We start from the raw sequence: 25,142 nt of genomic DNA on the forward strand, positions 1-25,142 counted from the left end.
CTGTTAATTAAGGGCGAAGCGAACCGGCACCCTGACTTTGAAACGGGCGGCTGAGGCTTGGGAAGGAATGCTGAACTGCCAGTGGCGTACGGCGGCCAATGCCGCTTCATCCAGAATGGAATAGCCTGAGCTGCTGACGAGCAGGGCGTTTTGGGTTTTGCCTTGATGATCAAAGAAGATGTCTACCAGAGCCGTGCCCTCAAAGCCCCGCTTGCGGGCGAGTCTGGGGTAGTTCGGTGGCGTCGGCGGGCTGGCAAAAACAGGCTCAGCCAGCTCTATTGTGTGATTCAGCCCTGAGGTGGTGGCTGTTAGAACCGGCGACGAAGGAATGCCCGGCTTTTCCTCATGGGACACAGGCTCTTCTTGCTGAGTTGTTGAGGCGTGTTTCGGTTCAGATTTATCTTCTCTCTCTCGCGGTTTTTCCTGAGTCGGTTGTGGCTTACTCATCTTTGAGGCTTGTTTCTGACTCGCTTTGGCAGGTTTGGCATTTAGCTGCTCAGACTTTGGTTGCTCAGACTTTGGCGACTCAGGGTTTGCCACATTCTGCTTCAACGGTTTTTTATATTGAGGTTCGCTATGTTCAGCTTCTTTATGCTTAGCGGATGGGGCCTTTGCCGCGGGGTGGCTTTCGGCGGTAGCAGCCTGGTTTTGAGTCTGGGCAGAGGCAGTTTGGGGCGCTGCAGCAGGGGCTGCGCTGAAACTCAGCTGCAAACCGCCCTTGGTGGGCATTACCAAAGGATCTGGGGGGGCTGTCTGAGAGGCCAATACCGCACTCTGAAGTGACAATGCCATGAGCGCAAAACCACAATAACGCTTGGGGGTCACGCCGTTACTCCTGTTTACAACCGCTTGTTGCTGCGGGTGAATGTTCAAATTCAACTAAGCAAGGACCCGTAAGGCTCAATGCTGTTCTGTTTTGGGTCGGCTCTGTCCCTGAGCCGCCACCATTCCATGGTTCCTACTTTTACTGCCTAACCAGTTTTTACCGCTTGGCTAGCTTTTACCGTTTGAATAGCACCGCATTTCGTACCGACAAATGGCTTAGCTTCCCGAGTAACTTCCCTTTCTTCAGATTAAAATATATTAGAGTAAATAATATTGCAAATGATAATAATTACTATTTGATCATCTTCTAAAGTTAAGCTAGAGTGCCGGCGTAAGTGGTGTTATCCCGGGCTTGCTGTTTGCCCCTGGGCTCAATTTATTTTCAGTAATGCCACTCCCATGAGAAAGGCTGGAGATACAGCCTGATAATCTGTTTGAGGATCAAAGATGATGAATAGAAAGCCGCTGGTTATGGCTATTACTCTGGCATTGGGGACTCCCCTCCTGAGTTTGGCCGCTGTTGCCGAGCAGGTAAAAACAGCTGAATTTGATGAAGTGCTGGTAAGTGCTACCCGCATTCAGGAGAAAGTCTCTGAGTCCAGCCGCAGTGCAGTGGTTGTCGGCGAAGAGCAGTTGGCTGAGAAGCAGGGCGACTCGGTGGCCGAAGTGCTCAAAACGGAAGCCAACATCAATATCGCCAATGGCCCCAGGGCGTCTGCCCAACAGGTGGAAATTCGTGGCCTCAGTGGCCAGAGAGTATTGCAGACCATAGATGGTGCCAGGCAAAACACCAGCGCTGGCCATAGAGGCACCTTCTTTATGGATCCTGAGCTGCTCAGTTCTATCGAGGTGGTACGCGGCCCGGCTTCCAGCCTTTGGGGCAGTGGCGCCATAGGTGGCGTGGTATCACAAAATACCAAGTCGGCAAGAGAGATGCTCGACGAAGGCCAGAGCTTTGGTGGTTATCTCAAGCAAGGTTATGAAGCCAATGGCCAGCGCAGCAAGAGCAGTGGTGCCATTTATGGTGCCAAGGGCAGTATCGACTGGTTGCTGAACGGCAGCTACAGCGACGGCGACAATATCAAGGCCGGTAATGACAATACCCTGGAAAACAGCGCCAGCCGCAGCCGCAGTGGTTTGGCCAAGTTTGGTTGGCAGTTGGACGAGGCACAAAGGCTGCAGCTTTCCGGCAGGATCAATGAGATCTCCGAGGCCGTGCCCAGCAATCCGGCCACAGGTGTCAGCAATAGTGTGCCTCTGGTGCGCCGTGACAGCAAAGATTCCAACCTGACCCTGGACTACAGCCTGGCACCAAGGGGCAATGCCTTGCTGGATCTGGATGCCAAGTTCTACTGGAACAAGACAGATTATGATGAGAATCGCCTGACCAAGGGCCAGTTCGACACCACAGAATATGAAACCCTGGGGTTCAGTATCGCCAATCGCAGTCAATGGCAGGGGCTCAAATTAACCTATGGTCTGGATGGCTACCGCGACCAGATAGAAACCTTCCGTGATGACAGCGGCCAGAGCGGTCAGCGTCCCGGCAACATAGATGGTGAGTCTCGGGTGTGGGGCGCTTTCGTGGCCGCCAATATCGCCCTGGGGGAAAACTGGTCATTGGATCCGGCGCTGCGTTACGACAGCTTTGAAAACGAAAGCAATAACCTGGGTCATTCCAGTGATGACGATGCTTTGTCTCCCTCGTTGGCACTGGTGTGGAAGACAGCGCCATGGCTGACACTCAGTGCCCGTTACGATGAAGCCTTCCGCGCGCCATCAGTGGAGGAGATGTACTCCAGCGGCACTCACTATTGTATTCCATCCATCCCCAATTTCTTGCCCAACGGCCTGTGTAATACCTTCGAGGTCAATGAAAGCCTCAAGGCTGAAAAGGCCAAGAACAAGGAACTGAAGGCCGATATGCGCTTTGCTGAGCTGGCGGGCAACGATGAGTTGGCGCTGAGCTTGAGTGTATTCAGAAACGATGTCGATGACTTTATTGAGCAGCGGGTGACCAATCCATTGCATGGTATTCCCAGGCTTGAGCAGAATACCCGTTGGGATAACGTCGACAAGGCCAGGCTGACCGGTTTCGAACTGACGGGGAAGTATCGTATCAATCAGACCCGCTTATCACTCAGCTATGGTCAGACTGAAGGCAAGGACAGGCATGACGGAGGTTATCTGGCCAATATTCCGGCCAACAAGCTGGTGCTCGACTTGTCGCAGGGGATCATGGCGGGCGATATGAAGCTGGGAACCCGGGTCAGCTATAACGCCAGTCAAGACAGGGTGCCCAAAGATAACCCGGTTAACCGCTACCAGGACTACACCCTATGGGATGTGTATCTGGCCTGGGAGCCTGCCATGGGGACCTTCGAAGGGTTGCGGGTCGACTTTGCCATTGAAAACATTGGCGATGAAGAGTACATCCAAGCCTGGCAAACACTTATGGATCAAGGGCGCAACTTCAAGCTCTCGGCCCGCTACCGTTTCTGATGGAGCAACAGATGCAGATAAGCGATACAACAAGGGCGGTCGCTGGCCGCCTGCAGATAGCAGCCGCCATGCTGGAACACCCTGAGTGGTTGCCGGCCGATGCCGCCGCCAATCTGGGGATTTCTGAGCTTGAGGTGGTGCAGGCATTACCGGCCGAGCAGCAGCAATTCTTGCCGCTGGAATGGCTGGAAGCCCTGCTGCAGGCACTGCCTGAGTGGGGTAAGTTGACCACCATAGTCACAGTTGCCGGGCAGATATTTGAATTCAAAGGCGACTTCCCCAAGGGAAAGACGGCTCATGGCTATTTTAACCTCTACAGCAAGGGAGATGGCCTGCATGGCCATCTAAAATTGGAGAATTTCAGTGCCATCGCCTTGATAAGTCGTCCATTTCGGGGCACTGAAAGCCATTCGATTAATTTCTTCGGCCCTGATGGCGTCATCGTTTTTAAGGTCTATTTGGGCCGGGATCAACAACGCAAGCTGCTGCCGCCACAGTTGGCACTGTTTGCCGACTGGCGTCACCGTGGTGAAGTGGCTGCCCAAAAGGGGGAAATATGACCAGTGAAAACCAACGCCTGCAGGAAAAACTGCTGCCGGAAATCGAAGAGTTCAAACAGGGGCGTACCACCTTGCAGTTGGCGACCCAGGATGCCAACGGGATCCCCAACGCCAGTTATGCGCCGTTCGCGCTGGCCGATGATGGTTTCTATATTCTGGTAAGCGATCTGGCGCGTCACGGTATCAACCTTAAACAGTCACCGCGGGTATCTGTGATGCTGGTGGAAGACGAAGCCGAGGCGCGCAGCGTGTTTGCCCGCCGCCGCCTGACCTTTGATGCCGCCGCCGAGCTGATAGCAAGAGACAGCCCGAGCTTTGCCAAAGGGGTACAGGTGTTGTCCGGGCGCTTCGGTGAGATGATAGATAACCTGGCGGCCTTGACCGATTTCAACTTGTTTAAGCTGGTGCCCGAGCGCGGTCTCTATGTCAAAGGCTTTGGCCAGGCGTTCAGTCTCAGCGGTGCCGAGTTGTTGGATGTCAACTGGATGCGTGATGGTCACCATGGAACGCCCAAGGCCGTACCTGCCTGAGCTGGACTCATCGGCGCTTTGGCGCCACAATCCTGATTAACAGTCATTGTCTGGATTTTCGCTTGTCTGCTCCTCAAATTGCTTCGGCTCGGATCCTGCCCTGGATCCTGAGCTTTCTTAAGCCTTATCGTTTGCGGGTTGCCCTGGCGCTGCTGTTTCTGCTGCTGGGGTCATTGGCCTGGCTGGCCCTGGGGCAAGGGGTTCGCTTGATAGTGGATGAGGGCTTTATGGCCGACAACTCGGGGCGCCTCAACGAAATTGTGTTGTTTATTCTGGGGATTACCCTGGTCAGTGCCGTGGCCGTGTTCTGCCGCTTTTATCTGATGACCTGGCTCGGTGAGAAAGTCAGCAACGATATTCGCCGCTTGGTGTATCACAGGTTACTGGAACAAAGCCCGGTGTTTTTCGCCCGCTTGCGCACCGGGGAAATCATCTCCCGCTTTACCGCCGACAGCACTCTGTTGCAGACAGTTATAGGTTCTAGCCTGTCGATGGCGCTGCGCTCTTCAGTGACCACTATAGGTGGCTTGGTGATGATGGCTTTTACCAGCATCAAGCTCACGGCCTTGGTGCTGCTGGCCGTGCCGCTGGTGTTGGTGCCTGTGGGCTTACTCGGGCGGCGGGTACGCAAGCTTGCGCGCACCAGTCAGGACAGTGTCGCCGATCTCGGCGCCTATGTGGATGAAACCTTGCATGAGATCCACACGGTACAATCCTATGGTCACGAGGCTCGCGATCGCGACAATTTTGACGGCTACCTGGCGGCGGTGATGCGTGCTGCCAGTGGTCGCATCCGCTATCGCTCGGCACTGATCTCCTCTGTCATGTTGCTGACTATTGGCGCCATAGTGGCTGTGACCTGGGTGGGGGCCAGAGACGTAATGGCCGGTGTGGTCAGCGCCGGTGAGCTGTCGGCATTCATGTTTTACGCCATGATGGTGGCCGGCGCGGTGGCCACCATAAGCGAAGTGATAGGGGATATTCAGCGGGCTGCCGGTGCCGGCGAACGCTTGATGGAGCTGGCCGAGTCCAAGGCAAATATTGCCGAGCCGGCCAAGCCGCTGGCGCTGCCCAGTCCGCTCAAGGGAGAACTCAGAATAGAACAGCTGAGTTTTGCCTATGATGAGGGCGCAACTGTGCTTGAGGATCTCAATATCCATATTCAACCCGGTGAACGGGTGGCTCTGGTTGGGCCCAGCGGCGCCGGCAAGAGTACGCTGTTTCAGCTGCTGCAGCGTTTCTATCAGCCGAGTTGCGGCCGCATTCTGCTCTATGGTGTCGATATCGCTTCTGTATCATTGGCGAGCCTGAGGGCACAGTTTGCCCTGGTGCCCCAGGAGTCGGTGATCTTCGCCACCAGTGTGCTGGAAAATGTGCGTTATGGCCGCCCGGAGGCCAGCCTGGAAGAGGTGGTTGCCGCCTGTAAGGGCGCCAGAGCTCATGAATTTATCAGTGAGTTTGCCCAGGGGTATGATACCTATTTGGGTGAGCGTGGCGTGCGTCTTTCCGGTGGTCAAAAGCAGCGAATTGCCATTGCCCGCGCCATCTTGGCCCGCAGGCCTTTACTGCTGCTCGATGAAGCCACCAGTGCCCTGGATGCGGTCAGTGAAGTCAAGGTCAAACAGGCTTTGGATGAGTTGATGGCGGGACGAACCACTCTCATCATAGCCCACAGATTGGCGACAGTGCTCAATGCCGACCGTATTCTGGTGCTGGAGCGGGGGCGATTATTGGCCAGTGGCAGCCACAGTGAGTTGATGCAAACCAGCCCGCTGTACCGTGAATTTGCCAGTCTGCAGTTGCTCGCGCCCGATAGTCTGGCCAGTGGCTCAAACGAGCCCGGGCAGACATCATCGCTGGCTTGATCTCAGCGCTTCTGTTTTAAATAAATGATCAGGCCAGTCACCGCCAGCAACAATAAGGCGATCGCCGCCAGATCCATCAGATAACTACCGGCAGCGCCGAAGATCCGGCCGCTGTGCAGATCCTGAAGAACCCTGTGCCAGGACAGGCGACTGGCGCGAATATCTCCGAGCAACTGCTGCGTTTGTATCTTTGCCCCTTCGAGTGGTTTTATCCAGGGGAGGGCAACCAGGCTGCTGGCCGCTTGCCAATCCAACAGTTCGCTGTCGCTGCGATATTGGCCCCGGGATGTTTTCAGCCAGACACCGCCGGGCTCGACTGCCATGGCGTTTATCTGCGGCGGCAAACCTGTCAGCTCGGTTTGGGTTTCCAGCACAGCAAGATCCTGGCTCAAAATCGTCAAACTGTTTCGGGTCAGCATTAGCCACTTGTCTTCAAAGGGGGCTATGGCCAGTATCTCATCGGTTTGCTCGGCTAGCGGCGTGCCGGCTATCCAGGCCTGTCCCTGACTGCTGCCCGCCAGCGGCTGGGCTTGCCAGACTTTGACATCTTCCGGGGCGCCAATGCCGTAATAGTCTTGCAGCCATTGCCAGTGCACGCCTTGGGATAGGTTCAGCTCACGGCTGTGATTCAAAGCCAGGCCGGTCAGAGTCAGCAGCAACACAAGCACACTGCTGATGATGCCAATACGTCTGTGCCAGGGGCGCAGGGCGCGCAGGAGACGGACTCGAAAGTCCGGATGTTTACGTGTCATCTGGGCTCGCTGTTTTGTTGCAGGCTGTGTTGTTGCAGACCGTGTTGCAGGCTGAGTTGCCGGTCAAGATAGAGGGCGATGCGGGCCAGTTTGGTCAGGGCCCTGACGGAAAGTGTCGCTCCGGTAATGCCATCTATATGTTTGTCCAGCTGTTTATCTTTTGTGAGTGTTGCCGATTTAAATTGGTCGGTAAAGAAGTCGTGCCTGACTTCATCGCCGCGGCTTTCGCGGTAGATAAGCACCTTGGTGCGATAAATCTGCCCATGGCGCACCTGAATGCCCACAGTGATTGGCGCTTCTTTGCCTATCTCCTCGAGGATCCAGACAGTGTCGTCTCCCTGCTGCCAATAGCGGGTACGCAGCGGCCGAAAATCGTGGGCCAGTATCTCTTCTATGACCTGGCGTTGCTCGGCGCTGAACCAAAAGACTTTGGCTTTCGCTTGACCTTTACCTTGGGAGCCCAAGGCCTGGGTGACAAAGTCTGCCGGGCTTTGGTAAACGCTTTGCGCCGCCTGGGTTTGAGCGACCGGCAGCAAAAACAGCGAGAGTAATGCAATAAGAGTCTTCATAAATGCCTCAATGAGGGCGCCCCAGAGGGCACCCAAAGATCATCAGAACTGATAACCTACGCCCAGATTGAACCCATCTGAGTCTGACTTACCGCCACGTTTTTCGTAGTCGGCCTTGAACACCACATTCTCGTGCAACCAGTAGTTGATACCCACATTGGTTTGGGTTTCTTTGGTGTCTTGATTGTCACCGGCGTTGTTGTCCCATTCGTTGTAGCGGGCGAAGATACCGAACTGCTCGTTAAAGCGGTAGGACGGTTCTATGTACCAGCCATTTTGCTTGTCGCGGCCCAGTGCTTCGGCTTCAAATCCATCTATGTCCCACTCGGCATAGAGGGCTCTGATACTGAAGTTTTCTAGGTGGTAGATAGCATGCGCCGACCACATCAGGGCCGAGGCGGTGTCTACACTGGCTTCCCCTTGAGTCAGATCCGATTGGTATTGAACCGTCGCGGCCAGCTCCAGGCCGGGAACGGCTGTGTATTTCACCCGGCCGGTATAGGCCAGATCGTCAGCCTTGGCCTCGGAAACCTTTTGGCGACCGCTTCTTGGCTTATAGGCATTTTTACCTGTGGTAGGGACATTCAGACCCGAGGTCACGGCCGCATCGAAGGCCAGTCCAGGAGCCGCCTGGATATTCATTGCCAGACCCGCTTCCCACCAGGTAGCCGGGAGTATGTCTTTCTCAACCGGGTTGCGCTCGACACCATAAAATGCCGGTGGCTCGTGGGTTTCATTGATGATGCCAACCGGCATCAGGAACAGACCCGCCTTGGCAGTCAGGGCTTGGTTGAAGTCGTGCTCTATGTAGGCCTGCTCCAGCTCGACTTCACCATTTTGACCATCGCCTGAGATGGAGTGCTCCACTTCCAGCTCGGAGAAGAAACGGGTGTCTTCGGTAAACTCATGGCCGAAGAAGAGCACGAAACGGTGGAAGTCGAACTCTTTCTTATCCTCGCCCAGCTTGTTGTCTATGTTGTTGTAGTGCAGCTCACCATAACCGCCGATAGTGGTGGCGGTTTTTTGCGGCGTGGCATCTACCACCTCGGCGGTCTGTTCAACCCGCTCAGCGGTTTGCTCGACACGCTCGGCAGTTTGTTGCTGACGCTTTTCGGTTTCTGCCAGACGGCGCTCCAGATCCTTGAGGACCTTCTGCTGCTGTTCGATGATTTTGCGCAGCTCCTGAGTCTCGTCCGAGGCGAATGCCTGTGGGCCGCACAGGGCTGTCAGTAGCGCACTGGCAATGAGAGTTTTCTTGATCATCTTGGTTCCCGTTGTGATGTTACTGTTGTTGAAATCGAGCGAATTCTAGCAATTGATTTAATAAATGCAAACGATTTGCATTTATTGTTGTGATCAAAATTAACAAATGTCAGCGTCTGTAAACCGAGTTGTTATTGTTGAGGTTTTGCCTGAAAAACTGGCTTTACAAAGTAAGCTTTTGATCTTTTAAGCAAAGTAGTAAGGCTGTATTTGAGTTATCCGGCAGAGCTTGGAACCATTTTCGGATAAAGTCGCTGAAGTGCGATTGCTTGATTTTTAAACATTTAACCTTGGCTGGAAGTCAAGGCCAACAGATCGGGTGAGTTATTTGTCAAAAGGCGGTTAAACTGATAAACCTTTTTATTCCGGTTAGCCTTGGCTTTGTGAGTGTTCGAACAAGATGTTTCTAGTTGATTATTTTAAAAGAGAAAATAACCAAATAACCATAGGCCGCAAGCAGGCCAGTGATTTTGCCAAGGGAGTAGCAGGGGATTTCAATCCTATCCATGATGAGGATGCCAAGCGTTTTTGCGTTCCAGGCGATCTTCTGTTTGCCCTGGTGTTGAACGATTATGGCCTTAGCCGCCGGATGCTGTTTAAGTTTGAAGGCATGGTCGGTGACGGCGTATGTCTGCATTTTCCTGGTGATCAGGGGGCCGAGCTGGCGATAGAAGATGAGCGCGGCAAACGCTACCTGAATGTCCATCGCGAAGGTGAAACGCGCCACTGCGAGCGGCAACTGGAGTCATTTGTCCGCAGTTATGTGGCTTTTTCCGGTCTCAACTTTACCCATGTTTTGGTGCCTTTGATGCGCGAGCATCAGGTCACCATTAATCCGGCGCGGCCCTTGGTTATCTATGAAAGCATGGGTTTTGAACTGGACACCCTGGAGTTTGAGCAGGTTAAACTGGAGCTGATTAACAGCAATCTCAAAGTCGATGGCAAACGCGGTGATGTGACGCTGGATTTCGCGCTTATCAGTGATGATAAACAGGTAGGAACCGGACGTAAGACCTTGGTACTCAGTGGCTTACGTCCTTTCGACGAGGCGGCAGTGGAGGCCATGGTCAGTGAGTATCAGGCGCGCCGCGATGGCAGCTGGAATGGCGGCGGCTCGCAGACAAACGCCTGAATTCAAACTGCGTTGGCTTCTGAGTCCTGTGCCAGCTCACTTTCGACTCGATTACGCCCAAGCTGCTTGGCTTGATAAAGAAGTTTATCCGCAGTATCAGTCAGTTGACTGAAGCTTTGGCAACCGTCGGCGTCCAAAGCCACTCCCTGGCTAACGGTGAGTCTCAGTGGCTCGCCATTTTCCAGGGTGAATATGTGCTCGGCCACGCTTTGCCTAAGGGTTTCGGCAACAGACACAGCGTCATTCAAGCCGGTATTGGGCAGCAATAACATAAACTCTTCACCGCCAACCCGAGCCAGCAGATCATCCTTCCGCAGCAAGGCTTTCATCACCTTGGCCAGTTCGATCAGCACTCGGTCGCCGTTATTGTGGCCATGAGTGTCATTAACCTTTTTGAAGCTATCTATGTCGAGCGTGATTAACGCCAGCGGGCCATGTCTGCGCTGGACTTTGGCCGGCAACAACAGTGATTTCAGTCGAAAAAGCAGTGTGCGCCACTTAGGTTGCGACTCCTGGCTTTGCTCCTCTGAAGCTTGATGGTACAGCAACCAACCTGCCAGATAACGGCGGTTATAGAGGCCGGTGAGGCTGTCGGTCTTGGCCAGCAGTCCCCACTTCAAGCGTGAGCGATTGAGCCAGAGAATGATGATAGTGGCCAGTAACAGCAGCAACAGGATGATGCTGCTGATGATATTGAGTTGATTCAGGGTCGTGCGGTTGGTTTCCAGCTCCAGTTTTTGCAGTACGTTGTTCCAGTTGAGATCCTGGTTTTCAAATTCGAGACGTTCTAAGTTAAACAGTAACTGCTGGCGATCCAGATTACTGACCAACTCCTTGGAGCTGTATACGGCGAAGCGTTGCTGGTACTGATCCAATACCTCGTAAGCGCGCTTGAAATTACCCAATCCGGCAAAGCCTTCGGCGCTGACCTTTAACAATTCTATCTGGGAGCGTAACAAGGCTTTTTCCTTGGCAAAGCTGATAAGCAGAGGGTCGACATAGACGGCCATTTCGGCGTACTTATGCTTGTTGAGTAACTCTTGGGCCTTGAGCAGTTGAAAGCGGCTGGTATAGAGGGTTGAAGTCTCGCGATATTGCAACTTGTCGGCCAGTTGCAGGTGCTTTGCCATGGACGACACATCCCCGGAATCCCGGTACTTCAGCGCTAGTTCTACATTGATGCGAAAGCGATACAGGCCGTATCCCAATACTCTGGCCAGTTCCAGCGCCGCTTGATATCTATCTATGGCTATTTCAACCTGTCCCTGCTGCTCGTCCAACTGAGCCAATTCCAATTGCACCAGCATCTGGTTGTAGGACATCCTTCTGTCCTTGAAGAATTTGAATGCTTTCTTAAGCAGTTTTTCCGAGCGCTCAAAGCCGTTAAGGCGCACCAGAAGGTGGCCCATGCCAAAGGAGATCCGCTCCAGCAACTCCTTGTTCTGGCTCTGTTCGGCGGCGTCCAATGACAGCATCAGGCTGGCATAGGATGCATCCAGCTTGCCTTGCTGTTCAAGCGCCTTACTTTTTAGTAGCAGGGCTTCAGCCTGAACCACTTTATCGGCCGAATTTTGCTGACTATCTATTATTTTTTGCAGTTCGCTGATGGCCTGTGTGACCTTGCCGGATTGCAACATCACCTGTACCAGTCTCAGTTCCAGCAGGGTATGTTCGCTGGTTCCCGGAACCGCCAGTTTCAGGCCCTCTTTGGCGGCTTGTTCGGCGGCGGGGCTCTCATGCAGCAGCAGAGATACTGTCGCCTTGGTCAGATAAAAACGGGTCAGCAGGGGCTTGGGCAGGTCTTTGAGTTGCCCGCTTTCCATCTCGTACAGTTGAGCCTGCGACCGTTGCGGCAGTGAATAGAGCTGGCTTTCGGCCCCTTTAAGCAAGCGGGAGAATTGCTCTGCGTTGGCCGCCGACAGAGCAGGGCTGGCCAGTATCATTATTATTGCTATCCATGGCAGGCAGAAGCGTTTCTTCATACTTTTAGTGCTCTTTGAACCGAAAATGTCTGATAAAAGTGATATTGGGGAGGGATTATCGCGTTCACGGCTTGGGTTTGTCTAATTATTCGCGGGTGACTACTTAAGTTTGGGAATTGTCCGATGGAGCCGGAGTGCCCGAAGGAGCTAGGTGATCAACAAATGGCGGAAAGGCGGGTTGTCGTAAAAACAGCGCCGATAACCGCAAATTTTGTTTGGCTATCGGCGCTTGTGGATCAGTTTTCTACTAGCGTTTGATAGGAGCCGTCGTTGGCAGGGCTGTTTTCAGTTTGCTGATCCAGACGGCTTATTTTGACTTCGGCTATCTGGTGCTGATTCATCTCAGTGACTTCAAAGCGCCAGGGCTCTATAGTCAGCACACTGCCTGCTTCCGGGATCCGGCCAAAGCGTGCCAGCAACATGCCCGCGAGGGTCACATACTCGTGATTATGGCTTTCGAGTTCATCGTAGCCCAGGAGCTTCCCTAACTGATGCAGGTTAATGCTGCCGCGAGCGCGCCAACCATCGCCATCGATGCGGATCTCTTCGGCCTCATCTTCCTGGGGCAGTTCGCCGACTATGGCTTCGAGAATGTCGTGGCCGGTGACCAGTCCCAATAGGGCACCGAATTCGTCTGTGACCAACGCCATGTCGGCCTTGGCGCGCTTTAGCTCTTCCAACAAACGGAACACGCTGATGCTTTTCGGCACTATCACCGGCTTGTGGCCGGGGCGCAGACTCTGCAGTGGCCGTTGTTGCTCTATGGCGGCCAGCAACTCCTTGGCACTCACCAGTGCCACGACCTTGTCTATATCGCCGTCACACAGGGGATACTGGCTGAATCTGTCGCCATGCAGTTGTTGTTTTATCTGCTCGGGGCTGTGGCTGAGGTTAACCCAGCTTATTTCGGCTCGCGGCGTCATAATGCTCTTGATGCGGCGCTCCGCCAGAGTCAGCACTTCACCGACCATGTTGCGCTCGTCTTCAGCAAAGCACTTGCTCAGGGCACGCTCGTCGTTTGGCAGTTCTTCATCTTCGTCAAATTCCTCAAACTGTTTCTTGCCGCCCATCAGCTTGAAAATAGCGTTGGCTGTCCTGTCCCTCAAGGGTTTACGGGCTTCACGTTGTTCGAACCTGCGTTGCCCCAACTGGTTGAAGAACTCGATCATGATGGAGAAACCTATGGCGGCATACAGATAGCCTTTTGGAATATGGAAACCAAAGCCTTCGGCCACCAGGCTGAAACCTATCATCAACAGGAAACTGAGACAGAGCACCACCACGGTTGGGTGGGCATTGACAAAGCGAGTCAGTGGTTTGGAAGCCAGCAACATCACAGTCATGGCTACCACTACGGCTGTCATCATCACCCAGAGTTCATCCACCATGCCGACCGCGGTGATGATGGAGTCGATGGAGAATACCGCATCCAGCACCAGTATCTGGGTCACAACTATGCCAAAGCTGGCATAGGCGACTTTCTGGCCAATTTCCGGCTCTTTGGACTCCAGCCTTTCATGCAGTTCGCTGGTGGCCTTGAACAGCAGGAACAGACCTCCGGATATCAGGATCAGATCCCGTCCGGAAAAACTGAAATTGGCAAGGCTGAACAAAGGTTGGTTGAGGGTGACCAGCCAGGACACCACGGCCAATAGGCCAAGGCGCATCAATAAGGCCAGCGACAGGCCTATGACCCGGGCTTTGTCTCTTTGATGTTGAGGGAGTTTTTTAACCAGAATGGCAATAAATACCAGGTTGTCTATGCCGAGAACTATCTCGAGGATGATAAGGGTAAAGAGTCCGATCCATATGTGTGGGTCGAGCAAAAGTTCCATAGTGGTGAACCAAGGGCCTCAAAATGGGTTTAACTTGGGCCTATTGCAGCACAACTTGGGCGAAATGCTGAATTAATTTTGGTTAATCCTTTGCCGGTGCTGCAGCGCTTGAATGAGTGTCAAAAAACTGCCTTTGAGTCATAAAATTTACGCATTGATAGTTGCTTAAAAAGTTGATTATAAAGGTTTTATCTTTCCATAGCAGACTTTAGAATTAACCCGGAATAACAAATGGGAAACATCTGTGATGGCAAGAAAAAAACCTCTGTTGCTGCACTCTATATTACTGGGTAGTTTACTGCTTGGCGCTTGCGGCGGTGGTGATGATGAAAGTGGCGCCGGGTCAAGCGGTGATAATCTGAAGCCGCCTGCTGGCGTTAATCAAGCACCTAAGGGTGACGATATTCAGCTGGCTTATGACAGCTTGCTGCAGAGCATTACGGTCAACTGGCAAGGTTATGTGTCAGATCCCGATGGCGATCCCTTGCAGGCCAGCATTGCCGAGCAGGGCAAGCTGGGGCAGTTCAGTCTCGATGGCGATATACTGAGCTACAAAGCAGATAAAGATGCCAAGGGCAGCGATCAAGGGCTATTGCAGGTTAGTGATGGCCGTGGTGGCAGCGTCAGCCTCAAGTTGGCAGTTTTTGGCGTGGACGGTCAAAGCCCTCTGGAGCGGGCGCTGGCAAGCGGTGATGCAAGCGGGCTGGACCCGGATACTCTGCTTGAGGCGATTGCCGCAGAGATAACGCAGCTGCGCTCGAATGAGCAAGCCCTGCGGCAAAGGGTATTTGCCGATACGGCGCTGGCCTATGCTCCAGGCAACCGAACTCAATTGTTCAATATCATCGAGCCGGAAATCGCCACACCTCTGCTGCGTGCCAACACGGGGCAGGTATTGGCCGTCGCCGGCGAGCAGCATACCGGGCGCTTTGCGGCCTTTGGTACCCATCTGTTTGCCCGTTTCCATGCCGGTGAACTCACCGCCATGGAGCCAGCCAATGATAATCTGCTGGCTTGGTTGCTGAACAGAGCACAAGCGGCAGAATTGCAGCAACCATTGACCGTGTCCTTGAGCTTTCTTGGTGGCCAGGAGAGTGCCAGTCGCAGTTGGTTGCAAGGGCGGTTTCCCAATTGGACCATCAAGAGTTGTAATCAGGTCGCTACTTTGGAAGCCTGTATCGCCGATGCCCAGTTGTTAATCAGTGGCTGGCGCGCGGCCGATACCGATGCCGGGCAGATAGCCGGTGTCTATTCCCGGGCGCTGGCATCGGGCAAGGCACTCTATTATCAGCACAACTGGTATGAAGCGACCAATGCGGTGGCCGACGCCATTGCCGGAACCATGGGAGTCAGTTTGCACTATGGCGGTAACTTCTGGGCCAGCGCCGCTGCCGATTGGTCTTCGGCCACGGCCATGGCGGCCGCTTTCCCGCTGCTTGGCGGTGAGCAGCGCCTGACACAGCACTTTATTGATGATGACTTCAACTTTGACTGGTCCGGCTGTGACACCTATGTGGGTAAAGTGAGCTGTGACAAGGTCAACGGCTTTGAGTCTGAGTTTCTTGCAGGTGCCAGAGCGCTTAAAAATTCACTTAATCAACTGGATAGCCGTGGTCAGATGTTGTTCGGCAACGAGGGGCGCAGGCTGCTGAAACTCTTTGTGTTGCTTGGCGATCTTTACCGTGCCGACATAGCTTATCCCATGGATAAGGACACCACGCCGCAAGGGCGTTTTCTGGCGGCCTACCTGGCCGACCACTTGGCGCTGTATTTGAGGGGGAATAATCCAGCGCAGCCGGATTTGGGCAATTTCAGCGATCCTTTGCCGCAAACGCTGACTCTTGAGAACGTCAGCCTGGAAATGGCACTGAGTAAAGAGAGTGGTTATCGCGGCAGCGGTTTTTACTTGTTACCCGGCCAGAGTGTGCGTCTCGAGCGCAAAGACACACTGCCGCTGACGGTCAAGGCCTTTATCAATACCCAGAGAACCGGCTCAACCCGGGAATTCAATAACCAGGGATACCAGCGCCCCAAATTTTTGCGCTCGGTCGAGCTGACCTTGAAACCCGGGCAACCTCTGACCCTGAGTAGCCCTTATGGCGGGACTTTGATGCTGCAACTGCCGGCCGGTGAGGGCGTGGTGAGTGTTGAAGCGCAAAATGTACTGGCCTATCCCTACCTCAAGGATTTCAACCAAGCGAGTGGTTATTTGACGGCGCTTGAAACCAGCCCGCTGAGCTGGGCCGGGCTGCGCACCGACTTTGTCGAAGTTAACTCCCGCAAACATATGATGAAACAGTTCATCTATGCCGAGCCGTACCGCGGCGATGTGGAGCAGGCCCTGAATGATGTTTGGCGCTATATGATCAAGGGGACCTACGATCTGGCCGGCTTCAGTGGTGAAGGACTGGCGCTGGCACCCAGCGTGGCCGCCCGCTGCGCCCTGCTGGGTTGGGATTGCCAAAATGAACTGATCCATGCCAAACCCAAGGTGCAGCACATCAATGTCGATGAGGCGGCACACTGTGGTGGCGGCTGCTCGGGTAACCCCTATGATCAAGCCTGGGTATTGAGTCCCTTCGGCTGGGGCGAGAGTCACGAGATAGGCCACAATCTGCAGCGGAACCGGCTGAAAATCTATGGTGGCCGCTCCGGTGAAGTCTCCAATAATATTTTCCCGCTGTACAAGGGTTGGCAACGCTTTAAAGATAGTGGTGAGCGGATCGCCAGCTGCGATCGCCAGTCGCCTCAAACCACGTTCGAGTGGCTGAAACAGGCGCAAAACAGCAGCGATCCTGTGACTTCTGTCTACGAAAAGCTCTGGAGTCAGACCGGCACCTATGACAACGCCGGGCCCAGGCTGGATTTCTATCTGCAGCTGGCGGCATTGGCCGAAGAACATGCCGGTTTGGATAACGGCTGGCAGATTTTCACCTTGCTTTATCTGCATGAGCGTCTGTTCAGCCATGCGATTGCCGATGTCGCTCGCTGGGGCGAGATGAGGGATGCACTGGGCATGAGCAGTTATATTTATGCCCCGAACCTGGATGGCAACGACTTTATGCTGCTCAGCCTGTCGAAGTTGCTGCAACTGGATATGCGTCCCTGGTTCGATCTCTGGGGTGTGCGCTATCAGGCCCAGGCCGCCAACCAGGTAGCTGCCTATGGTTACCCGACCGCCGAAGCCGTGTTTTATCGCCTTTCGAGCCAATGTGCTGAGCTGGCGGTGCCCAAGCTCACTCTGGATGCCAATTGGTAACAGAGAGGAAAGGGCGCTTTAGCGCTCTTTCCCTCTTTTCGGAGGCGTTGCGGTTGGGGCGTGATTCAGCCGCGGCTTTTTCCCCCAAGCACTTTGAAGCATATTAAAAATCAGGCATAGTGCACTTTGGTCATTTGCGCGAGACTCAAGGATGACTGTGAGAACTTTTCTTTCTCGATTAGGATGTTGTAGCCAATGAGTTTGTCTGTTTATCAGTTGAAATCCCGCTTTCAGGGCCTACTGAGGCCACTGGTTACCCGTCTGTATCGGCGCGGCGTCAGCGCCAATCAAGTCACAGTGTTGGCGGCGCTGGGTTCTATACTGCTGGGAACCCTGTTGCTTATCTGGCCTCATCCTTGGCTCTTTGCTCTCATCCCTATTTGGATGCTGAAAAGAATGGCGCTCAATGCCATAGATGGCATGTTGGCCCGTGAGTTTGGGCAGCAATCCCGTCTCGGCGCCTATCTCAATGAGCTCGCCGATATCGTTTCGGATGCGATACTCTATCTGCCTTTCGCCTTGCTCGGTGGTGTGGAACCTGCGCTGGTGATCGCCCTGACCTTACTGGCCGTTGCCAGTGAATACGCCGGGGTGCTCGGCCTGATGGTGGGGGCAGAGCGCCGCTATGATGGCCCCATGGGCAAGAGCGATCGCGCGTTTGTCTTCGGTATTCTGGGGCTGGCTGTCGCCTTGGGTTGGTTGACGCCATTCTGGCTCAATTTGATCCTGTCATTGGTGCTCCTGTTACTCTGTCTGACCATATTCAACCGGGTAAAATCCGGTTTGAAGCAGGGCGAGAGCGCAAGTTAAGTTGGTTATCAAAGGAATGAATTATATGGATAATGCCGCAAGGGTACCCGAGGAACACTTTTTTACTACCCATGATGGATTCCAGCTGTTTTATCGTTTCTGGCCGGCGCTGGAAACCAATGAACAAGAGGAATCCGGGGCCGTGTTGCTGTTCCACCGTGGCCATGAACACGGTGGCAGAATGGCGCACCTGGTGGATGAATTGGCGCTGCCTGAGCAGGCTTTTTTCGCCTGGGATGCCCGTGGTCATGGGCAATCACCGGGCGCCAGAGGCGACAGCCCCTCCTTTGCTACCAGTGTCCGCGACATTCAAACCTTTGTCGAACACATAGAGCGCAAACATGGTTTCAGCCAAGAGCAGCTGTGCGTGGTGGCCCAAAGTGTCGGCGCCGTGCTGGCCAGCACCTGGGTGCATGACTATGCGCCTGCTATTCGTGCGCTGGTGCTGGCGTCGCCGGCCTTCAGTGTCAAACTCTATGTGCCTTTTGCTATCCCTGGGCTCAAGTTGCTGAGGAGCCTCAAGGGCAACTTTTTCGTCAACAGCTATGTTAAGGCCAAGCTGTTGACCCATGACCCCGCCAGACAATACAGCTTTGAGACTGACCCACTGATCGCCAGACCGATCTCGGTCAATGTGTTGTTGGGACTCTATGATGCCGCCGAAAGGGTGGTGGCCAATGCCCAGGCGATTACTGTACCGACTCAGGTACTGATCTCGGGCGCCGACTATGTGGTTCGGCGCAAGCCGCAGCAGCAGTTTTTTGAGCGTTTGGGTTCCCAGCGTAAAGAATTGCACCTGTTGCCCGGTTTTTATCATGACACCCTGGGAGAGCTGGACCGGGCTGACCCGATAGCCAGGATCAGACGCTTCTTGCGGGCCAATATCGCCTCGCCGCAGGCAGCTGTGAATTTGTTGCAGCAAGATAAATTCGGCCCGAGCTGCGCAGAAAGTGAATCGCTCGCCGCCCCTCTGCCCGAGGCTTCCTGGCAGGCCAAGTACTGGCAAGCCACCCGCGCAGTGATGAAGCTGGGGGAGAAATACTCAGAGGGCATTGCTCTGGGGTTCGAGCGCGGCTTCGACTCTGGCAGCACCCTGGACTATGTCTATCGCAACACCCCCTCCGGCAAGGGCGAGTTTGGCCGCTTTGTCGACAAACAATATCTCAATGCCATTGGCTGGCGCGGCATACGCCAGCGTAAACGCCATATCGAAGAGCTGCTGGCGCAGGCGCTGTCGACGCTGAGAAAGGAAGAAAAGCCGCTGCATTTGATGGATGTGGCCGCCGGACATGGCCGCTATCTGCTGGAGAGCCTGGCGAACAGCGATATCAAGCCCGATTCTGTACTGCTGCGTGATTACAGTGATATCAATATCCGCGACGGCCGCGCCCTCATCGATGAGCTTGGCCTCAGTGACATAGTGCGCTTTGAAAAGGGCGATGCCTTCGACTTTGATTCGCTGGCGGCGGTCGAGCCCAAGCCAACCCTGGCGGTAGTCTCCGGCCTTTACGAGCTGTTTGGTGACAATGAGATGGTGTCCCGCTCCCTGGCGGGTATCGCCGCGGCGCTGGCGCCAGGAGGCCTGCTTATCTACACGGGCCAGCCCTGGCATCCGCAGCTGGAATTCATCGGCCGGGCCCTGACCAGCCACAGAGACGGTCAGCCTTGGGTGATGCGTCGCCGCAGTCAGCAGGAGATGGATCAACTGACCAAAGCCAACGGTTTTCACAAGTTGACTCAAAGAGTGGATGAGTGGGGCATATTTACCGTGTCCATGGCGCGTAAGGCCGACTGATGCCTGAGCTGCCCGCCCGTCGACGCGAGGTCGGCACCATTCGCCGGGGCCTGCTTTGGCTGGCGTTGTTGGCGCCGTTTTTCTTTGCCAGCTATGGTTTTGCCAATTGGTATGCCTCGCAGCAAAGTGAGGTTCCCAGTCTGGTGTTTTCCTGGGAGCATGCCATTCCGCTCTGGCCCTGGACCATAGTGCCTTACTGGTCGATAGATCTTCTCTACGGCCTGGCGTTTCTGCTCCCCCTCAGCCGCAAGGGGATAGACAGACTGGGGCTCAGGCTGCTGAGCGTACAGCTTCTGTGTATCGGCTGTTTTCTCATCTGGCCCCTTAAATTCAGTTTTGAGCGCCCGCCGCTCGACGGCGTTTTTGGTGGTTTGTTCGATCTCCTGATGGGGTTTGATAAGCCTTTCAATCAGGCGCCCTCTTTGCACATCGCGCTCTTGGTGGTGCTCTGGAGTGAATACAGTCAGCGGGCCAAGGGCGCCTGGCGTTATCTGCTCCACGGCTGGTTTGCCTTGATTGGCCTGTCTGTGCTGACGACCTGGCAACATCATTTTATCGACCTGCCCACAGGGCTGGCGGCCGGTCTGTTCTGCCTCTGGCTGTGGCCACGACATTCGTTCAGCCGCTTGAGTTTGGCGAGGGAAACTTGCAGGCTCAAGCTGGCAGCGGCTTATGGCGTGGGCGCCGTCTTGCTGCTGCTCGCGGCCTTGCTCTGGCCCATGAGTCTCTTTGGCATGCTGCTGTTTTGGCTGGCCTTGGCGCTGGCCATGGTGGCGCTCAATTATCTCCTGTTTGCCGCCGCGGGTTTTCAAAAGAGTGAGCTGGGCCATCCCAGCTTCGCCTGTCGCTGGCTGTTATTACCTTACCGGTTGTTTGCCTGGCTCAATATCCGTTTCTGGACCTGTGGCCAGGTGGCGGCGCAAGAGGTGCTGCCCGGGGTTTGGCTTGGGCGCATGCCCACCATGAGTGAAGCGCAGCAATATGATGCCATATTGGATCTCTGCGCCGAGTTGCCTTTCCCCTATTCGGGTAAGGCTTTGCTTACACCCGCCCGGGGGATGACCGAAGGCAGGCTCAAATGGTATCAGCCCATGCCCATGCTGGATTTATGCTTGCCGGATGAACAGGACTGCCTGGAAGCGGTCAGGCGGCTCGAGTGTTTGCGCACCTCAGGTACTCTACTTGTATGTTGCGCCTTGGGTTATGGCCGTAGCGCCCTGATATTGGCGGCCTGGTTGCTGCTGAGCGGTCGGGCCGGCAGTGCCCAGGATGCCGCAAAGATGATTGCCGCCGTTAGGCCCAAGGTGGTTTTCAAGCCAGAGACTCTGGCTTACCTGGAGCGGCTCAAGTCCGGTTTTTGCCCGCCAGAGGTGCAACATGCCTGAGTCGCAGCAGCGGGAACTGGCTAAATTGGTGGCCACTTTATTGGGCAATGCCGCGCCGCTGCGCTGGTTTAGTGCGGTTTTGATGTTGGCACCTTTGCTGCTTCTCTGGGGCGGCAAGCTTCAGGGATGGCCGGAACTGCTTAGTGCCCTGTTGATGGTGCTTTTAGGACTGGGCGGACAGTATTTCGGCCTCAGAGTGGCGCTGGATGCCAAGCTGTTTGCCGCCCTGGCAGGGGAGCATTCCTGCGAACGTTTGGATCACAGCATGCAGCAGCTCGGCTGGCTCAAAGAAGAGCAGGCCGGTCGCAGCATGCTGCTGCGCGCCCAAGGGGCGCAGGCGCTGCTAAAGCGTCTGTTCCTCTGTTTTGCCGGGCAGGCCACGGCGTTGGTGTTGTTACTCGTCTGGCGCTTTTTCCTGTAAGAGGAGTTTACCCTTATCTATGGATACCCTAATCGGCTGGCTCGCGGGATTGACTGCCTTTGGGATCACCTCGGCGGCCAGGTTGGTCACCGGTGCCCGCGCCCTGTGGCTTGGCTGCCGCGCCAATCACAATCAGCGGCTCTACTTTGCCAATCACAGCAGTCACGGTGACTTTGTGTTGCTGTGGGCATCACTGCCTGCTTTGCTGAGACGCAAGACACGTCCGGTTGCCGGCGCCGAGTATTGGCAAAAGACGGCGCTGAGGCGCTTTATTATTCAGCGGGTATTCAATGCCGTGCTTATTCCAAGAGAGAGCCATGGTGAGGGCAATCCCCTGGCGCCGGTGGAAAAGGCGCTGGCCGAGGGCGACTCGCTGATCTTCTTCCCGGAAGGAACCCGTAATCTGAGCGAGGCGCCATTGTTGCCGTTCAAGAGTGGAATCTATCATCTGGCACACTCGCGCCCGGATCTGGAGCTGATCCCCGTGTGGATTGCCAACCTCAATCGCGCCATGCCCAAGGGGCGTTATCTGCCGTTGCCGCTGCTCTGCACTTTGAGTTTTGGCACGCCTATCAAGCTGCAGCCGCAGGAAACCAAGGTGGCCTTTCTCGAGCGTTTGCGTTTGGCACTATTGGCGATGTCACGGGAGGAAGTATGAACCAGACACTGTGGTTGTTTGCCGGTATAGGCCTACTGCTGGTGGTAGCGACCCTGATAGGTCGTTTGCTGGCCTGGCGTAAGGGCAACAACGCCGTTATTGCCAATCTCAACGCCAGAATCGATGCCTGGTGGATGATGGTGCTGGCCATAGGCATAGCTTTCCTGTTCGGGCTCTATGGGGTGATATTGCTGTTTGCCCTGGTATCTTTCTATGCGCTGAGGGAGTTTTTAACCCTGACACCGACTCGGGCCAGCGACTATCCTGCCCTGGTCGCAGCCTTCTATTTTGCCTTGCCGGTGCAGTATCTGCTGATCGCCATCCATTGGTACGGCATGTTCAGTATCTTTATTCCCGTGTATCTGTTCCTGCTGATGCCGATTCTGGCAGCACTTGGCGGCGATACTACACGTTACCTTGAGCGTACCGCCAAGGTGCAGTGGGGGCTGATGATAGCCGTCTATTGTGTCTCGTCGGTGCCGGCGCTGATGACTTTGAAGATAGAGGGCTATGAAGGGCGTAACTTGCTGCTGATCGCCTGGCTTATTCTGGTAGTGCAACTCTCCGATGTGCTGCAGTATTGCTGTGGCAAGCTGTTTGGCAAACGCAAGGTGGCACCCAAGCTGTCGCCCTCCAAGACCCTCGAAGGCCTGGTCGGTGGGGTGTTGCTGGCGACGCTGGTGGGTACTTCGCTGTTTTGGATCACCCCATTCACCCCCTGGCAGGCGGCAATCATAGCTTTACTGGTGAACCTGCTCGGCTTTGCCGGGGGACTGGTGATGTCGGCTATCAAGCGTGACCGCGGCGTCAAGGATTGGGGCCATATGATAGAGGGCCACGGCGGCATGCTGGATCGCATGGATTCTGTCTGTTTTGCCGCGCCGGTTTTCTTCCATGTGGTGCGCTATTGGTGGGTGTGACCTTTCTATAAAGTCGAAGACTCATAGCGGATAAATGCGCTTTTTGTTGTTATTTGTCGGCAGTAAGCTGGGGCTATTCCAAAGTGAAGGAGCCCAATGATGAAAATATTGCAAATACTGCCGGCGCAACCCACCTCTGACGGCGATGGGGTCAATATCAGCCGGGTCGCCGATTTTCAGGCTCTGGCGCTGGATCCCTATCTGATGCTGGATGAGATCCGCTCCGACGATGAACGCGATTATCTCGGCGGTTTTCCGCCGCATCCCCACCGCGGTATGGAAACTTTTACCTATATCCGCAAGGGCGGTTTTGAGCACAGGGATCAACTGGGCAATGTCCGCGCCATCCGCGAAGGCAAGGTGCAGTGGATGAGTACCGGCCGCGGCGTGGTCCACTCCGAAATGCCGCTGGCTGATGCCAAAGAGGGGCTGCATGGCTTTCAGATCTGGCTCAATATGCCGGCCAAAGACAAGATGCGGCCGCCCAGGTATCAGGACAGCGATGCCGATGAACACCCGCAGCTTGAAACTGACGGCGCCAGCCTGAGACTGCTGGCCGGTGACTGGCGTTTCGCCGGTACTGAAGCCAGTGCTCCCTTGACCGGGTTGGCCGGCGATGCGGCGATTGCCGATTTGACGCTGGCGCCGGAAGCCCAAGCCGAGTTGGATCTCAGTCATCTGGGGCGACTGGCGCTCTATCTGCACAGCGGTGAATTGCAACTGCTGGATGGCAAACAACTGGCGGCCGGTAATATGTTGCTGCTCGACAGTCGTTATCCTTTTGAGCTGCAAGCCGGTTTCAAGGGCGCGGGCCTGCTCATTCTGGCCGGTAACCCTATTGGTGAGACCGTGGTGCAGATGGGGCCTTTTGTGATGAATACCCAGGCGGAGATCCTGCAGGCCATTCGTGATTACCAAAACGGTGATTTTGGTGAGATCCCATCCGGTTCCGTTTAACTGATAGGCAACAGACGGCTGCTTTACTGCAGCCGTTTGCCATATTGCATCAACTCTGCAATATCTTGAGTGGCAATCCCAGCATATCATCTCCGCTACCCGCCAGATGCCAGATAACCCCTACCAGGGCCGCCACGGTTAACAAATACCAGATAAGGGAAAACACTTGCCCATACCTGTCCAGCGGCAACAGATGGCTTTGATGACGCTGTTTCCACTCAAACAGAATCTCGGCGCTGCCTATCAGCAACAGGAACCCCAGCAGCGCTAGCCCCAGGCTGTAGCTGATAAATACTCCGATGGCGGCACCGAGAATACAGGCGATAAGGCCGATGGCGCTGTTCATTGAAAAGCTGATGCTCTTGAGAATATGTCCGCCGTCCAGCGGCAGAATTGGCAATAGGTTGAACAGATTGAGTAAGGCGTTGAAGGCCGCCAGACCGGCAAAGAAGGGATTGCCAGTGATCCAGTAGGCCACGAGTGCCGCCAACGACATCAACAGGCCAAAGGTTGGCCCCATGATGGAGATCACCACATCTTGCCAGCGGGTGTTGATCTTCTCATCGGACAGGGCCAGGCCGCCCATAAAGGGAATGAGGTAGATACCTTTGGTTTTCATACCAAAATACTTCATCGCCCGGATATGGCCGTATTCGTGAAACACCAGACAGGCAATAAGGGCCAATGCAAACTGCAGTGAAAACAGCCAGGAATAAGCGGCAATACTGGCCCCGGCCAGTACGACTTTGATTACCTTGGCACTCTTGAGCAGCTTAAAGCCCAGAGACACCAGCCCCACCAGACTCAGTTTCTGTTGTTTCACCGGCGCTATGTCTGGTGTTTGCCGCTCAATATCTTTGCTATCGCGCCTGCCTTCAATCGTGACTTGTTCATCGATGAGCAAACGATAGCTCAGCTCAAAGGGTTGCCAGTTGAGCTGGGTTTCCAGGCGTACCTTGATGCTGCTGCCATCGGTGCGACTAAGGCTGAACTCATGGCTGCCGCTGTCTTGGTCATTGGCGCTGGCGGCTTGTTGCGAGACCAATTGATTATCCCAAAAGAGTTGTTGCCAACCTGCCATGGAACCTTCCAGCCTCAGAGGCTTCCCTAAGCAATCTATTT

The 25,142-nt window shown here is 54.8% G+C and carries 20 protein-coding genes; 13 read left to right on the plus strand and 7 right to left on the minus strand.

Features of this window, described 5'->3' with window-relative positions:
• Positions 1 to 3: 3 nt before the first annotated feature.
• Positions 4 to 825 (minus strand): energy transducer TonB, encoded by an 822-nt coding sequence (locus CX650_RS06325; protein ID WP_101095323.1) that lies wholly within the window; start codon positions 823 to 825, stop codon positions 4 to 6.
• 450 nt (positions 826 to 1,275) lie between these two features.
• Between CX650_RS06325 and CX650_RS06330 the strand changes: the two genes are divergently transcribed.
• The 4 genes from CX650_RS06330 (at position 1,276) to CX650_RS06345 (ending at position 6,282) form a co-directional block, all read left to right on the plus strand.
• A complete protein-coding gene (locus CX650_RS06330; protein WP_101095395.1) occupies positions 1,276 to 3,327 on the plus strand; it encodes a TonB-dependent hemoglobin/transferrin/lactoferrin family receptor in 2,052 nt (683 codons plus the stop codon).
• 11 nt (positions 3,328 to 3,338) lie between these two features.
• Entirely contained in the window at positions 3,339 to 3,887 is a 549-nt protein-coding gene (hutX, locus tag CX650_RS06335) for a heme utilization cystosolic carrier protein HutX (protein WP_373297504.1), read from the plus strand.
• Complete coding sequence (gene hutZ / locus CX650_RS06340) at positions 3,884 to 4,417, plus strand: heme utilization protein HutZ (RefSeq protein ID WP_039034142.1); 534 nt, start codon at positions 3,884 to 3,886, stop codon at positions 4,415 to 4,417. Before hutX ends, hutZ begins: the two co-directional genes overlap by 4 nt.
• Positions 4,418 to 4,479: 62 nt before the next feature.
• Positions 4,480 to 6,282: an ABC transporter transmembrane domain-containing protein gene (locus CX650_RS06345; RefSeq protein WP_268248567.1), complete on the plus strand. Its 1,803-nt coding sequence runs from the start codon at positions 4,480 to 4,482 to the stop codon at positions 6,280 to 6,282.
• 2 nt (positions 6,283 to 6,284) lie between these two features.
• On the opposite strand, the gene CX650_RS06350 is transcribed toward CX650_RS06345, so the two are convergent.
• Genes CX650_RS06350 through CX650_RS06360 form a run of 3 tightly spaced genes read right to left on the minus strand, consistent with a single transcriptional unit; the run spans position 6,285 to position 8,866 of the window.
• Positions 6,285 to 7,034, minus strand: coding sequence for a PepSY-associated TM helix domain-containing protein (locus CX650_RS06350; RefSeq protein WP_101095326.1), 750 nt, complete (start codon positions 7,032 to 7,034; stop codon positions 6,285 to 6,287).
• The gene (locus tag CX650_RS06355) at positions 7,031 to 7,603 is read right to left on the minus strand and encodes an FMN-binding protein (RefSeq protein ID WP_101095327.1); all 573 of its coding nucleotides are present in this window, start codon (positions 7,601 to 7,603) and stop codon (positions 7,031 to 7,033) included. Before CX650_RS06355 ends, CX650_RS06350 begins: the two co-directional genes overlap by 4 nt.
• A gap of 42 nt (positions 7,604 to 7,645) precedes the next feature.
• Positions 7,646 to 8,866 (minus strand): porin, encoded by a 1,221-nt coding sequence (locus CX650_RS06360; protein ID WP_039034144.1) that lies wholly within the window; start codon positions 8,864 to 8,866, stop codon positions 7,646 to 7,648.
• A gap of 400 nt (positions 8,867 to 9,266) precedes the next feature.
• On the opposite strand from CX650_RS06360, the gene CX650_RS06365 reads away from it, so the two are divergent.
• A complete protein-coding gene (locus CX650_RS06365) occupies positions 9,267 to 9,998 on the plus strand; it encodes a DUF3581 domain-containing protein (RefSeq protein WP_100144868.1) in 732 nt (243 codons plus the stop codon).
• A gap of 2 nt (positions 9,999 to 10,000) precedes the next feature.
• Here CX650_RS06365 and CX650_RS06370 read toward each other — a convergent pair whose 3' ends face one another.
• Positions 10,001 to 11,941 (minus strand): GGDEF domain-containing protein, encoded by a 1,941-nt coding sequence (locus CX650_RS06370; protein WP_157823002.1) that lies wholly within the window; start codon positions 11,939 to 11,941, stop codon positions 10,001 to 10,003.
• Positions 11,942 to 12,216: 275 nt separating this feature from the next.
• Positions 12,217 to 13,815: a TerC family protein gene (locus CX650_RS06375; protein ID WP_071476643.1), complete on the minus strand. Its 1,599-nt coding sequence runs from the start codon at positions 13,813 to 13,815 to the stop codon at positions 12,217 to 12,219.
• Between the two features lie 247 nt (positions 13,816 to 14,062).
• Here CX650_RS06375 and CX650_RS06380 point away from each other — a divergent pair, with 247 nt between their 5' ends.
• The 8 genes from CX650_RS06380 to CX650_RS06415 all read left to right on the plus strand — a co-directional run bounded on the left by CX650_RS06380 (position 14,063) and on the right by CX650_RS06415 (position 24,020).
• Positions 14,063 to 17,074 carry an ImpA family metalloprotease gene (locus CX650_RS06380; RefSeq protein WP_101095329.1) on the plus strand — a complete coding sequence of 1,004 codons (3,012 nt, stop codon included), beginning with the start codon at positions 14,063 to 14,065 and terminating at the stop codon, positions 17,072 to 17,074.
• 195 nt (positions 17,075 to 17,269) lie between these two features.
• Entirely contained in the window at positions 17,270 to 17,884 is a 615-nt protein-coding gene (locus tag CX650_RS06385; protein ID WP_101095330.1) for a CDP-alcohol phosphatidyltransferase family protein, read from the plus strand.
• 25 nt (positions 17,885 to 17,909) lie between these two features.
• Positions 17,910 to 19,679, plus strand: coding sequence for a bifunctional alpha/beta hydrolase/class I SAM-dependent methyltransferase (locus tag CX650_RS06390; protein WP_101095331.1), 1,770 nt, complete (start codon positions 17,910 to 17,912; stop codon positions 19,677 to 19,679).
• Positions 19,679 to 21,064 (plus strand): phosphatase PAP2/dual specificity phosphatase family protein, encoded by a 1,386-nt coding sequence (locus CX650_RS06395; RefSeq protein WP_101095332.1) that lies wholly within the window; start codon positions 19,679 to 19,681, stop codon positions 21,062 to 21,064. Before CX650_RS06390 ends, CX650_RS06395 begins: the two co-directional genes overlap by 1 nt.
• On the plus strand, positions 21,057 to 21,485 hold the full coding sequence (locus tag CX650_RS06400) for a hypothetical protein (RefSeq protein ID WP_101095333.1): 429 nt from the start codon (positions 21,057 to 21,059) through the stop codon (positions 21,483 to 21,485). Before CX650_RS06395 ends, CX650_RS06400 begins: the two co-directional genes overlap by 8 nt.
• 19 nt (positions 21,486 to 21,504) lie before the next feature.
• The gene (locus CX650_RS06405) at positions 21,505 to 22,143 is read left to right on the plus strand and encodes a lysophospholipid acyltransferase family protein (RefSeq protein ID WP_025889733.1); all 639 of its coding nucleotides are present in this window, start codon (positions 21,505 to 21,507) and stop codon (positions 22,141 to 22,143) included.
• On the plus strand, positions 22,140 to 23,063 hold the full coding sequence (locus CX650_RS06410) for a phosphatidate cytidylyltransferase (RefSeq protein ID WP_025008904.1): 924 nt from the start codon (positions 22,140 to 22,142) through the stop codon (positions 23,061 to 23,063). Before CX650_RS06405 ends, CX650_RS06410 begins: the two co-directional genes overlap by 4 nt.
• A gap of 99 nt (positions 23,064 to 23,162) precedes the next feature.
• Complete coding sequence (locus CX650_RS06415; protein WP_101095334.1) at positions 23,163 to 24,020, plus strand: pirin family protein; 858 nt, start codon at positions 23,163 to 23,165, stop codon at positions 24,018 to 24,020.
• A gap of 49 nt (positions 24,021 to 24,069) precedes the next feature.
• Here CX650_RS06415 and CX650_RS06420 read toward each other — a convergent pair whose 3' ends face one another.
• Positions 24,070 to 25,101, minus strand: coding sequence for a site-2 protease family protein (locus CX650_RS06420; protein ID WP_229799986.1), 1,032 nt, complete (start codon positions 25,099 to 25,101; stop codon positions 24,070 to 24,072).
• Positions 25,102 to 25,142 lie beyond the last annotated feature (41 nt).

Origin of the sequence: Shewanella indica, assembly GCF_002836975.1 — a bacterium.
GTDB lineage: Bacteria > Pseudomonadota > Gammaproteobacteria > Enterobacterales > Shewanellaceae > Shewanella > Shewanella indica.

What these genes read in the sequence shown, in the direction of transcription:
- CX650_RS06330 (WP_101095395.1), top strand. Translation starts at nt 1,276, where the DNA reads ATGAATAGAAAGCCGCTGGTTATGGCTATTACTCTGGCATTGGGGACT.
- CX650_RS06400 (WP_101095333.1), top strand. Translation starts at nt 21,057, where the DNA reads ATGCCTGAGTCGCAGCAGCGGGAACTGGCTAAATTGGTGGCCACTTTA.
- hutX (WP_373297504.1), top strand. Translation starts at nt 3,339, where the DNA reads ATGCAGATAAGCGATACAACAAGGGCGGTCGCTGGCCGCCTGCAGATA.
- CX650_RS06370 (WP_157823002.1), bottom strand. Translation starts at nt 11,941, where the DNA reads ATGATACTGGCCAGCCCTGCTCTGTCGGCGGCCAACGCAGAGCAATTC.
- CX650_RS06390 (WP_101095331.1), top strand. Translation starts at nt 17,910, where the DNA reads ATGGATAATGCCGCAAGGGTACCCGAGGAACACTTTTTTACTACCCAT.
- CX650_RS06395 (WP_101095332.1), top strand. Translation starts at nt 19,679, where the DNA reads ATGCCTGAGCTGCCCGCCCGTCGACGCGAGGTCGGCACCATTCGCCGG.
- CX650_RS06410 (WP_025008904.1), top strand. Translation starts at nt 22,140, where the DNA reads ATGAACCAGACACTGTGGTTGTTTGCCGGTATAGGCCTACTGCTGGTG.
- CX650_RS06365 (WP_100144868.1), top strand. Translation starts at nt 9,267, where the DNA reads ATGTTTCTAGTTGATTATTTTAAAAGAGAAAATAACCAAATAACCATA.
- CX650_RS06415 (WP_101095334.1), top strand. Translation starts at nt 23,163, where the DNA reads ATGAAAATATTGCAAATACTGCCGGCGCAACCCACCTCTGACGGCGAT.
- CX650_RS06375 (WP_071476643.1), bottom strand. Translation starts at nt 13,815, where the DNA reads ATGGAACTTTTGCTCGACCCACACATATGGATCGGACTCTTTACCCTT.
- CX650_RS06350 (WP_101095326.1), bottom strand. Translation starts at nt 7,034, where the DNA reads ATGACACGTAAACATCCGGACTTTCGAGTCCGTCTCCTGCGCGCCCTG.
- CX650_RS06360 (WP_039034144.1), bottom strand. Translation starts at nt 8,866, where the DNA reads ATGATCAAGAAAACTCTCATTGCCAGTGCGCTACTGACAGCCCTGTGC.
- CX650_RS06385 (WP_101095330.1), top strand. Translation starts at nt 17,270, where the DNA reads ATGAGTTTGTCTGTTTATCAGTTGAAATCCCGCTTTCAGGGCCTACTG.
- hutZ (WP_039034142.1), top strand. Translation starts at nt 3,884, where the DNA reads ATGACCAGTGAAAACCAACGCCTGCAGGAAAAACTGCTGCCGGAAATC.
- CX650_RS06405 (WP_025889733.1), top strand. Translation starts at nt 21,505, where the DNA reads ATGGATACCCTAATCGGCTGGCTCGCGGGATTGACTGCCTTTGGGATC.
- CX650_RS06380 (WP_101095329.1), top strand. Translation starts at nt 14,063, where the DNA reads ATGGCAAGAAAAAAACCTCTGTTGCTGCACTCTATATTACTGGGTAGT.
- CX650_RS06355 (WP_101095327.1), bottom strand. Translation starts at nt 7,603, where the DNA reads ATGAAGACTCTTATTGCATTACTCTCGCTGTTTTTGCTGCCGGTCGCT.
- CX650_RS06420 (WP_229799986.1), bottom strand. Translation starts at nt 25,101, where the DNA reads ATGGCAGGTTGGCAACAACTCTTTTGGGATAATCAATTGGTCTCGCAA.